Origin of the sequence: Pseudonocardia kujensis, assembly GCF_021283305.1 — a bacterium.
GTDB classification, from domain to species: domain Bacteria; phylum Actinomycetota; class Actinomycetes; order Mycobacteriales; family Pseudonocardiaceae; genus Pseudonocardia; species Pseudonocardia kujensis.
In genome coordinates this window covers 1-10,333 of the sequence record NZ_JAJSOK010000124.1, presented here as the reverse complement: position 1 = coordinate 10,333, position 10,333 = coordinate 1, and the positions used below count along the sequence as shown (strand labels likewise).

The following is a 10,333-nucleotide window of genomic DNA, read 5'->3' as shown; positions in this document are numbered from 1 at the left end:
AGCGCCGACAGGGCCTGGCCACTCATGCCGGCACGGTCTCCAGGTACCGCTGCAGCTCGGCGGTCTTGATCGCCCAGCCCTCGGTGTTCCCGCGGTGGTGGGCGGCGGCGTCGCCGGTCAGGCTCGCGAACCCGCTCTCCCTGACCCGGACGAGGGTCCCGTCCGCGGTCTCGGTCAGGGTGAACTCGACGAGCGTCTCGTCCCCCGGCGAGGGCTCGATCCCCCGGCTGCGCGCCCACCGGAAGCTGAACACCTCCGGTTCCTCGACCCGTTCGACCCGGGCGACGCTGGTCCCGTGGCCCTCGAAGCTGAGCGTGAGCCGGCCGCCCGGGCGCAGGTCGATCTCCGCCCCGGCATCGCCGAACCAGCGTCCGAGGTGCTGCGCCCGGGTGATGACCTCCCAGACGCGGGGACGGGCGGCGTTGACGGTGATCTCGCGGGTGATGGTGTCCACGGTGTCCTCCTCGGTCGATGTGCAAGCACGAGGTTGCACCATCGCGAGGTGCAAGTCAAGGCTTGCAGGAGCAGGATGGTGGCATGGACACGCTGATCGAGCGCCTCCGCGCGGTGCAGGTCTCCTCGCTCTGCGACGCAGACAAGGGACTCGCCGTCGTCGACCCGACGATCCGCGCGATGGTCCCGGACGTCTCGTTCGCCGGGCCCGCGTTCACGCTGCTCGCCTACGACGACCACCTGCCCGTGCTCGTCGCGCTGCGGGAGGCCGAGCCCGGGTCGGTGCTGGTGGTGGCCACGAACTCGTTGCGCAAGGCGGTGTCCGGCGAGCTGTTCGCCACCGAGGCGCGCCGGCGGGGGATCGTGGCGATCGTGATCGACGGCTACTGCCGGGACCTCCGCGGCCTGCGGCGGATCGGGCTGCCGGTGCACGCGCGGGGCACCAACCCGATGTCCGGCACCACCCGCGACCCGGGCACCTTCGGGCGCGAGGTGCTGCTCGGTCGGGTGCGCGTCTCGCCGGGGGACATCGTGGTCGGGGACGACGACGGGGTCGTCGTCGGCCCGCGGGAGCGCTTCGCCGCCGCGGTCGACACCGCCGAGGAGATCGAGCGGGCGGAGAAGGCGCTGCTCGAGGGCATGGCGGCGGGCCGGGACCTGCACGCCATGACCACGGTCGACGAGCACCTCGCCGCCCTCGCGAAGGAACAGCCCAGCACCCTGGGCTTCACGGTCTGACCGCAGAACTCGCGACTCGCGCTGCCGGATCTCCCGACTCGCGGGAACCGAGGCTCCTGTTCCCCGCGAGTCGGGACCTCGTGCAGCGCGAGTCGCGAGTTCGCGTGGGTCAGGAGGAGAAGGTGATCTCCACGGAGCCGTGGGGGCCGAAGTCGGCGCGGACGGCGTCGCCGGCGGAGATCGCGGGGACCGGGGTGGTGGAGCCGGTCGTCACGATCTCGCCGGCCCTGAGGCCGGTGCCGAGGTGCGCGAGCTCCTCGGCGAGCCACACCAGTGCCGTGCGCGGGTCGCCCATCACCTCGGCGCCGTTCCCCACGGCGGCCTTCTCGCCGTTGATCCACAGGGCTGTCCCCGCTGTGGACAACTCGATCCCCTGCCAGTCCGGGATCTCCGGGCCGAGCACGAACTGCCCGGCGCACGCGACGTCGGCCAGCAGCAGCGAGCTGCCGGCCCGCGGGTAGTCACGCAGCCGGGAGTCGGGTACCTCGATCGCCAGGTGCAGCGCCGCGACGGCCGCGAGCACCTCCTCCCGCGACGCCCCCGCCGGCACGTCGGACGCCATCCGGAACGCGAACTCCGCCTCGACCACGCGCATGTGCAGGCCCCCGAAGGGCAGGGTGGCGCCGGGCTCGAAGCGGAACCGGTCGAACAGCCGGCCCGGCAGCGGGGTGCCGATGCCGATCACGGCCTGGCTCGGCGCCGACGTCGCCGCGATCTTCCAGCCGTACCCCGGGCCCGCCCGCTCGCCGATCCGTTGCTGGATCGCCCAGCCGGCCGCGTGGTCGTAGGGGCGCAGGTCCTCCGGGAGGTCGTCGAGCACGTCGCCGTCCGTCCACGCCCGCCAGAGCAGGTCGGCGGCGTGGTCGGCGGTCGTCAGGGCCTCGGCACTGAGGGGCATGGACGTGATCGTCGCCTCACCGGCCCCCGGAACGCAATGCCGCGACGACCTCCTTCACCCGCGGGTCCGCCACGAGTTCCTCGAGCGGGACCGGCAGCGGCAGCCGCCAGTTCGGGTACTCGTCGACGGTTCCGGGCAGGTTGGGCTGCCGGGTCTCGCCGACGACGTCGTACGGCGAGGCGAGCACGAGCCGGCTGCGGCTGCGGGCGAGCAGGGCGTGCATCGCGACCACGATCCGGTCGTCCGCGGCGTCGGGGGAGTCGAGCACCCCCTCGGCGACCAGCAGGGCGACCAGCTCCTCCCGCTCGGCGGCGGCCTTGCGCTCCTCGGCGGCCACGTCGTCGAGCAGGCCGAGGTCGGCGCGGACCCGGACGTGCTCGCCGCTCAGGAAGCCCGCGGCCGTCGGCAGGTCGTGGGTGGAGATGGTCGCGACGGCCTCCTCCGGCCACTCGTCGGGCGGCATGAGCGCGTCCTCGCGCTCGGGGTCGCGGGCGAACCAGAGCACGGTCGAGCCGAGCATGTTCCGGCTGTGCAGGGCCTCGGTGACCTCGGGCTCCACGGTCCCGAGGTCCTCGCCGACCACGGCCGCGCCGGCCCGGGCGGCCTCGAGGGTGAGGACGGCGAGCATCGCCTCGGCGTCGTAGTGCACGTAGGTGCCGCGGTCGGGCGTGCGGCCCGGCGGCACCCACCAGAGCCGGAACAGCCCGGCGACGTGGTCGATCCGCAGCCCGTCGGCGTGGCCGAGGAGGGCGCGCAGCATGTCGCGGTAGGCCGCGTACCCCGTGTCGGCCAGGCGGTCGGGGCGCCACGGCGGCAGGCCCCAGGCCTGTCCGCGCTGGTTGAAGGCGTCGGGTGGGGCGCCGACCGTCACGTCGAGGGCCAGGACGTCCTGCAGCGCCCACGCGTCGGCGCCCTCCGGGTCGCACCCCACGGCGAGGTCGTGGATGACGCCGAGCGGCATGCCCGCCTCGCGGGCGGCGGTGCGCACCCCGGAGAGCTGGTCCGCGAGCCGCTGCTGCACCCAGCCGTGGAACGCGACCCGCGGGGCGAGGTCGCGTCGGGCCCGGGCGACGGCGTCGGAGCCGGGATGGCGCAGCTCCTCGGGCCAGAGGGTGAACCGGCCGCCGTAGCGCTCCGCGAGCGCGCAGTAGGTCGCGAAGTCGACGAGGTCGGGCCCGGGCTCGCTCGGGTCGGGCCGCCCCGCCGACCGCCACAGCAGCTCCAGCGCCGACCGCTTCGCCGCCCACACCCGGTCGTGCGCGATGCGGTCGCCGACGGTCTCCGGGCGCAGCGCGTCGACCTCGGCGCGGGTGGCCGCGTCGGCCGCGGCGTACTCCGCGAGGTCGGTGATCCGCAGTGCCAGCGGGGTCGCGAACCGCCGGCTCGACGGCGTGTACGGCGAGGGCTGCACGGGCGAGAGCGGGGTGATCGCGTGCAGCGGGTTGAGCAGGACCGCCGAGGCGCCCTGCCCGCCGGCGTGCGGGGTGAAGCGCCGCAGGTCGCCGAGGTCGCCGATGCCCCAGCTGTCGGCGGAGTGCAGCGCGTAGAGCTGCAGCATCCAGCCCCACGACCGCGGCGTCGGCGGCAGCGCCCGCGGCGAGACGACGACCGTGACCTGCTGCTCCGCCGTCTCCAGCCGGTACCAGCCGGGCTCCAGGCCCGTCAGCTCGCCCTCGACCTCGCGGCGCGTGCCGTTCTCGTCGACCAGCACGCCGGGCACCGGGAGCGGACGGGAACGGTCGGCGCGCAGGCCGATCGTGCCGGGGAGCAGCCCGCGCGCGGCCTGCTCGCGGGCCTCGGCCAGCGCCGCGGCCCGGGCGGCGGGGCTCGACGCGTCGACGTCGAGCAGGCCCAGGACCTCGACGACCACCTCCTCGTCGACGGTGACCGGCCTGCGGTCGCCGTCGTTGTAGACCGTCGCGACGCCGTGCGCCGCGGCCAACTCCGAGAGGTCCGGATCGATCGCCACGAGGGGGAATCGTCCCGGATCGGGGCCGCCTCCGCCCGGTCGGACCCCCCGTCCGCGCCGCGGCGGGCCACCCGGCCCGACTGAATCGCGCTGAGCTGGGCCGATACCCGGCCGGGCGACACGCCGCGAACCGGTCGCCGAACAGGGTGAACGGGCCTCCCGGTGCTACGGTCCTGCGACGAGTCCGGGCGGGCCCGCACGTCTCGCGCGGCCGCGGCGAGGGCACCGGTCGGGCCTCGACGAGATCGCGCGAGGAGAGCCGAATGAGCACGTGGGCCCTGGTCGTCATGGTCCTGCTCGTGCTGCTGGCCGCCGGGATCGTCCTGGTGGCGATGCGCCGCGGCGGCCGGGACGGGGCGACCGTCGCCGGAACCCCGTCCCCGCCCGAGGCCGAACGGCCCGCGGGGCGGACGGTGGGCGACCTGGTCCGCGACCGGTACGCCGGTGCGCCCACCGACCCCGGGGCCACCGAGCCCACCGTGCCCGCGGAGGCCGCCGCGCCGGCCGGCGAGGACCCGGTCACGGCCGAGGACGCGGCCACGGCCGAGGACGCGCCCGCCGCGCCGGCCGACACGCCCGCGGAGAACGGCCCCGAGGAGCCGCCGGCCGAACGCCGGGTGGTGGCCGAGGAGATCGACGCCGGCCCGGTCGGTCCTCCGTGGACGCGCGGGTTCGTCGACGGCGTGCCGGTCGAGGCGCCGCCGCGCATCCGGCCGCAGCGTCGGTCCGCGGTGGACCCGGCGCTGGTCGCCCGGGTCACCTCGGTCGCCCCGCCCACGCCCAACCGCGACGACCGGCCGATGGCCCGGGGGATCGTCAGCCCGGCCGTCGCCGAGGCGGTGGCGCGGGCCGAGGCGTCGCGCAGGCGGAGGGGACCCGAGGCCCCGTCCGACGAGACCGGGGTACCCGCTCCGCGCGACGGCGGCGGTCAGCGCCCGATGCTCGCCGTCGTTCGCGGCGGGGCGGACGACGGGCGCGATGTCCGCAGGCTGCGCTCGGTCCCGTCGATCACCGCGATGACCGCCGGTGCGACCGCAGCCTCCCTCGCGGAGCCGGTGCTGGCCGGGCCGGTGGTGGTCGAGGAACCCGAGGAACACCCGGTCGAGCAGGTCGCCGAGCCGGTGGTCGAGGAGTCGGTGGTCGAGGAGTCGGTCGCCGACGTTCCGGTGGTCGAGACGGTCGCTGCGGAGGAGCCGCTCGTCGAGGAGCCGCCTGCCGAGGAGTCGGTCGTCGAGGAGTCGGTCGTCGAGGAGGCGCTTGTCGAGGAGCCGCTTGTCGAGGAGCCGGTCGTCGAGGAGGCGGTCGCTGCGGAGGAGCCGGTCGTCGAGGCGCCGGTGGCCGAGACCGTCGAGGGGGCGGTCGACGCTGCACCTGAGCCCACTCCTGAGCCCACCGCTGAGCCCACCGCTGAGCCCGCGACCAGCCCCGACCCGGAGATCGACACCCCGGCTGCGGAGGCCGCGCCCGGGCCCGTCACGCTGAGGCCCGTGAGCCCGACGACGAGCGCCCCCGAGCCCGCCCCGCTGCCCGCCGGCACCGACACCGCCCCCGACGAGGCCCGCGCGGCCGAGCACGCCGCCGTCGACCTGGCCCTGCTGCGCACCCTCGGGTTCGCCGACCCCAACCCGCGCCCCGGCGCCGCCCCCGTCGTCGACCTCGCCGTCGTGCACGAGGAGGAGGAGCCGCCGGCGCCCGGGCAGGCCGTGCCCGTCCGGTTCCTGGTCGTGCAGCGCGACCGGCTCCCGGTGGCCGACGCCACCGTCACGCTCCTCGACCCGCGTGGCCGCGAGACCGCCTCCGCGAGCGCCGACGTCGCGGGTCGCGGCGAGGTCACCGCGCCCTGCCCGGGCGGGTACGTGCTGGTCGCCGCGGCGAACGGGCACCAGCCGGGGGTCGTCGCGCTGACCGTGCCCGACACCGAGTACGCGGTGGCGGAGGTCGAGGTGCAGCTCGTGCGCTCCTCCACGATCGCCGGTGCGGTCCGGGACGTGCGGGGTTCGGGCGTCGCCGCCGTCGCGGTCTCCCTGCTGCAGGACGGCGAGCTGGTCGCCACCACGATCACCACGCCCGCGGGCGGTTACCGCTTCGGTGAGCTGGCCGCCGGCGAGTACAAGATCGCGGTCGTCGCCGAGGGGCGCGAGCCGCGGGCCCTCCCCGTCCGGGTGGACGAGGAGGCCGACGCGGCGCAGGACGTCGTGCTGACCGGGCCGGTCGCGCAGCCGGCCGCCGCCGGCGAGCACTGAGGGCCCGCCGGTGCCGGTCGCGGAGGGGCGCCTGCCGGGCGTCCTCGGCGAGCTGTTCTGGCGGGGGTGGCTCCCGGACATCGAGGTCACCGGTGTCCTGCTCGTCAGCCACGGCCTGGGTGAGCACTCCGGCCGCTACGCCGCGCTCGCGCAGGCCCTCACCGCCGACGGCTGGGCGGTCTACGCCCCCGATCACGCCGGCCACGGGCTGTCCGAGGGCCGGCGGGTCGACGGCGGCCCGACGAACTGGGTCCCCGATCTCGACCTCGTCCGCCGGCACGCGGCCGCCCGGCACCCCGGCCGGCCGCTGATCCTGCTGGGGCACAGCATGGGCGGGCTGATCGCATTGCGCTACGCCGCGGTCCACCAGGCGTCCCTCGCCGGTCTGGTGCTCTCCGCCCCGGCGCTGTCGAAGCAGGCCGTCCCGGGCCGGCTCGTCCCGCTCCTGACCGCACTCGCTCGCGTGGCTCCCACGCTCCGGCCCGCGGGGATCGACGTCGCGGACCTCAGCAAGGATCCGGCGGTCGTCGCGGCGTACCGGGCCGATCCGCTCGTCCACCAGGGCCACCCGACGCTGCGGCTCGGCTCCGCGATGTTCGACGCCATGGACGAGGCCCTCGCGACGGCGGCGGCGATCCGGCTGCCGGTGCTGCTGCAGCACGGCGTCGACGACGCGATCACGACGGTCGAGACCTCGCGAGCGCTGGCCGCGGCCCTCGGCTCCGCGGACCTCACCGTCGAACTCTACGAGGGCCTCTGGCACGAGATCTACAACGAGCCGGAGCGGGACCGACCGATCGCCGACCTCCGTACCTGGTTGGCCGCGCACCGCTGACCCGACGCGCCCTCGGTACTGACGAGGAGGTGAGCCCCGGTCCGGCAGCCTCCTAGATCGGCAGCTCCTCGGCGGGGTCCATGTCGAAGGCGAGGTGGTCGACGATCGCGGTGAGCAGCGGGCGGCGGGGCAGGCCGAGGGACCGCAGCTCGTCGGCCATCGGATGGCCCGAGCCGAGGACGAGCGTGCCCGCGCCCGCGCCGACCCGGATCCCGCGCAGCCGGGCGCGGACGGGGCTGGCGAGCATCACGCCGTCGCGCGGGGCGAAGGCCGTGACCGCCCCGGGCACGGTGCCCGGCAGCGCGAACGGCAGCGTCGAGAGGGCCGCGGTCAGCACGTGCCGGCCCTCGTGCGCGAGGTGCCCGCTGGCGCGGGAGCCGCGGATGTCGAGCTCGGCGGTCCCCAGCCACTTCGGCAGGCCCCACATCGCGCGCCCGGCCTCCATCGTGAACGTCTCGGTGACCGGCAGCTGGGTGATGTGCACGCCGATCCGGCCGCGGAACCGCACCGGGAGGGCGAGGGCCAGCTCGTCGTAGGTGCCGAGGTCGTTGACCCGGTAGTCGACCAGCCCGACGACGGCGAGCGCCCACCCCCCGACGGCCACCGGCTCCAGCCCGGTGCCCTCGAGCAGCGCCGCTGTGCGGGCCGCCCGCACGGGGTACGCGGCACAGGCCGCGCCCGCGTCGCCGATGCGCACGGGGAAGGTCAGGTGCTTCCCCTGCACCTCCCAGCTGCCGTCGTCGAGCTTCGTCGCCATGGCCGCATCCTGCCCGGTGCGAGAGCGCCCGGCGGCCGGTCGACGGGCCGTGTCCGGCCCGCACGGACCACGAATCGCCGCCTCCCCGGCGACCTGGCAGGCTGTCGGCGGGGCGCCGGCCCCACGGTGCGGAGGAGGGCTCGTGACGGATCCGGACGGCCCCGGCGTCCGGAGCCTGCTCGCGACCGTCGACCGGTCGGACGCACCGCTCGGGCCCCGGGGGGAGTGGCCCGCCGAGCTGGCCGCGGCGGTCGGCCTCATGCTCGACTCGCCGCACCCGCTCGCCGTGTTCTGGGGCCCGGAGCACCACCTCGTCTACAACGACGCGTTCGCCGCCGTCCTCGCCGACCGGCACCCGCGGGCCTTCGGCCGGCCGGGCGCGGAGGTCTGGTCCGAGGTGTGGGACCGCGTCGGCCCGGCGCTGCGGCACGTCCTCGACACCGGGGAGGCGGTGCAGCACACCGACGACCGGCTGGTCGTGGACGGCCCCGCCGGGCCGCGGGAAACCTTCTGGCGCTTCGCGTTCAGCCCCGTCCGGGCCGCGGACGGGGCGGTCGCGGGCGTGTTCGCCGTGATGTCGGAGAGCACGGCGCACGTCGTGGCCGCCCGGCGCACCGCCCTGCTCGGCCGGCTGGCGAAGCTGGTCCGGGACGCGGATCCGGCCGACCCGGCGACCGCGCACGTCGTCGCCGCGCTCGTGGACTCGCCGGACGTGCCGTTCGCGCTGATCGGCGGGGTGGGCGCGCCCGTGGCCGTGGGCGTGGACCCGACACCCGAGCTGGTCGCGCTGCTGGACCGGGAGGGGCTCGTCACGCTGCCGTCCGGGGAGCGGGCGTGGGCCGCGCCGCTGAGCGGCGGGGTCCGGCTGCTGCTCGGTGCCACGCCCCTGCACCCGATCGACGAGGAGCACCGCGAGTTCCTCGCGCTGGTGGCCGGGCACGTCGACGCCGCGCTGGCGGCGGTGCGGACGGCCACGGGGGACCGGGAGCGCACCGGCAAGCTGGAGCGCCGCGACCGCAGCCGCACCGAGTTCTTCACCGGTGTCAGCCACGAGTTCCGCACGCCGCTGGCGCTGATCATGGGTCCGCTCGAGCAGCTCCGCGCGGCGGACGACCCCCGGGTCCGGCACGACGCCGACGTCGCCCACCGCAGCGCGCAGCGGATGCTCAAGCTGGTCAACACCCTGCTGGACGTCTCGCGCCTGGAGGAGGGGCACCCCGACGCCGGCTTCGCGCCCGTCGACCTCGGCACCCTCACCGGCGAGCTCGCGGCCCTGTTCCGCGCCCCGACCGAGCGCGCCGGGCTGCGGCTCGACATCGACTGCCCTCCGTCCGAGCGGCCCGTCTGGGTCGACCAGGACATGTGGGAGAAGATCGTCCTCAACCTGCTGAGCAACGCCCTCAAGTTCACCTTCGAGGGCGGCCTTCGGGTGAGCACCCGCCTCGAGGACGACCGGTTCGTGCTGCGGATCGCCGACACCGGCACCGGTGTGGCGGCCGACGAGCTGCCGCGGCTCTTCGACCGGTTCCACCGGGTCCGCGCCGCCCGCGCCCGCTCGTACGAGGGCAGCGGGATCGGGCTCGCGCTGGTCCGCCAGCTCGTGGAGGTGCACGGCGGCACCGTCGACGCGACCAGCACGGCGGGCGTCGGCAGCACCTTCACCGTGCGGCTGCCGCTCGGGTTCGTCCACCTGCCGGTCGAGAGCATCACCCTCGGGCGGCCCGCGGCCAGGCCGCACCCGCGTCCGGAGACCTTCGAGCCGTTCGTCGCCGAGGCGCTGCGCTGGACCCCCTCGCGTCCCGAGGACCGCGGGACGCCGCGGCTGCCGGAGTCCGTGGACCCGCCCCAGGGCCGGGTGCTCGTCGTCGAGGACGACCCCGACATGCGCGAGCACCTGCACCGGCTGCTGAGCGAGAACTGGTCCGTGCACGCGGTGGCGAGCGGCACCGAGGCGCTCGACGTGGCCCGCTCCGACCCCCCGGACCTCGTCGTCGCGGACGTCATGATGCCCGAGCTCGACGGCATCGGGCTGCTCCGCGCGCTGCGCGCCGACGCCCGCACGGCCGGCTTGCCGGTGGTGCTGCTGTCCGCGCGGGCCGGCGAGGAGGCCGCCGTCGAGGGTCTCGCCGCGGGCGCGGACGACTACCTCGTCAAGCCCTTCTCCGCCCGCGAGCTGCTGGCCCGCGTCGCCAACCACCTCCACCTGGGCCGGGTCCGGCGGGCCGCGGAGCTGCGCTTCCGCGCCATGGCCAACTCCACGCCCGCGCTCATCTGGGTTGACGACGCCGGCGGTCACCGGGTGTTCGTCAACCGCGGCTGGCTGGACTTCACCGGCGCGCGCGACGCGGTCGGCGAGCTCGGGCTGGACTGGCGCGAACGCATCCACCCGGACGACCGTGAGCGCTACCGCTCGGTCGTCGAGGCGGCGACCCGGACCGGC

The 10,333-nt window shown here is 76.2% G+C and carries 8 protein-coding genes; 4 read left to right on the top strand and 4 right to left on the bottom strand.

The genetic code is table 11. The features are described from left to right. Nucleotides 1–22 precede the first annotated feature (22 nt). Entirely contained in the window at nucleotides 23–454 is a 432-nt protein-coding gene (locus tag LWC35_RS38140; protein ID WP_232875443.1) for an SRPBCC domain-containing protein, read from the bottom strand. An 83-nt stretch (nucleotides 455–537) separates the two neighbouring features. Between LWC35_RS38140 and LWC35_RS38135 the strand changes: the two genes are divergently transcribed. Next, nucleotides 538–1,191 (top strand): RraA family protein, encoded by a 654-nt coding sequence (locus LWC35_RS38135; RefSeq protein WP_232875441.1) that lies wholly within the window; start codon nucleotides 538–540, stop codon nucleotides 1,189–1,191. Nucleotides 1,192–1,300: 109 nt separating this feature from the next. On the opposite strand, the gene LWC35_RS38130 is transcribed toward LWC35_RS38135, so the two are convergent. Both LWC35_RS38130 and malQ read right to left on the bottom strand, forming a co-directional pair. Beyond that, nucleotides 1,301–2,089: a 2-keto-4-pentenoate hydratase gene (locus LWC35_RS38130; RefSeq protein ID WP_232875439.1), complete on the bottom strand. Its 789-nt coding sequence runs from the start codon at nucleotides 2,087–2,089 to the stop codon at nucleotides 1,301–1,303. A 16-nt stretch (nucleotides 2,090–2,105) separates the two neighbouring features. Continuing rightward, entirely contained in the window at nucleotides 2,106–4,052 is a 1,947-nt protein-coding gene (malQ, locus tag LWC35_RS38125) for a 4-alpha-glucanotransferase (protein ID WP_232875445.1), read from the bottom strand. A gap of 269 nt (nucleotides 4,053–4,321) precedes the next feature. Here malQ and LWC35_RS38120 point away from each other — a divergent pair, with 269 nt between their 5' ends. Both LWC35_RS38120 and LWC35_RS38115 read left to right on the top strand, forming a co-directional pair. After that, entirely contained in the window at nucleotides 4,322–6,301 is a 1,980-nt protein-coding gene (locus tag LWC35_RS38120; RefSeq protein ID WP_232875438.1) for a carboxypeptidase-like regulatory domain-containing protein, read from the top strand. A 10-nt stretch (nucleotides 6,302–6,311) separates the two neighbouring features. Continuing rightward, nucleotides 6,312–7,136 (top strand): alpha/beta hydrolase, encoded by an 825-nt coding sequence (locus LWC35_RS38115; protein ID WP_232875436.1) that lies wholly within the window; start codon nucleotides 6,312–6,314, stop codon nucleotides 7,134–7,136. Nucleotides 7,137–7,188: 52 nt separating this feature from the next. Here LWC35_RS38115 and LWC35_RS38110 read toward each other — a convergent pair whose 3' ends face one another. Beyond that, nucleotides 7,189–7,893, bottom strand: coding sequence for an acetoacetate decarboxylase family protein (locus LWC35_RS38110; RefSeq protein ID WP_232875434.1), 705 nt, complete (start codon nucleotides 7,891–7,893; stop codon nucleotides 7,189–7,191). A gap of 142 nt (nucleotides 7,894–8,035) precedes the next feature. Between LWC35_RS38110 and LWC35_RS38105 the strand changes: the two genes are divergently transcribed. Continuing rightward, nucleotides 8,036–10,333, top strand: a 2,298-nt coding sequence (locus LWC35_RS38105) for a response regulator (RefSeq protein WP_232875432.1), incomplete at its 3' end; no start/stop codon positions are given.

What these genes read in the sequence shown, in the direction of transcription:
- LWC35_RS38135 (WP_232875441.1), top strand. Translation starts at nt 538, where the DNA reads ATGGACACGCTGATCGAGCGCCTCCGCGCGGTGCAGGTCTCCTCGCTC.
- LWC35_RS38130 (WP_232875439.1), bottom strand. Translation starts at nt 2,089, where the DNA reads ATGCCCCTCAGTGCCGAGGCCCTGACGACCGCCGACCACGCCGCCGAC.
- LWC35_RS38120 (WP_232875438.1), top strand. Translation starts at nt 4,322, where the DNA reads ATGAGCACGTGGGCCCTGGTCGTCATGGTCCTGCTCGTGCTGCTGGCC.
- LWC35_RS38110 (WP_232875434.1), bottom strand. Translation starts at nt 7,893, where the DNA reads ATGGCGACGAAGCTCGACGACGGCAGCTGGGAGGTGCAGGGGAAGCAC.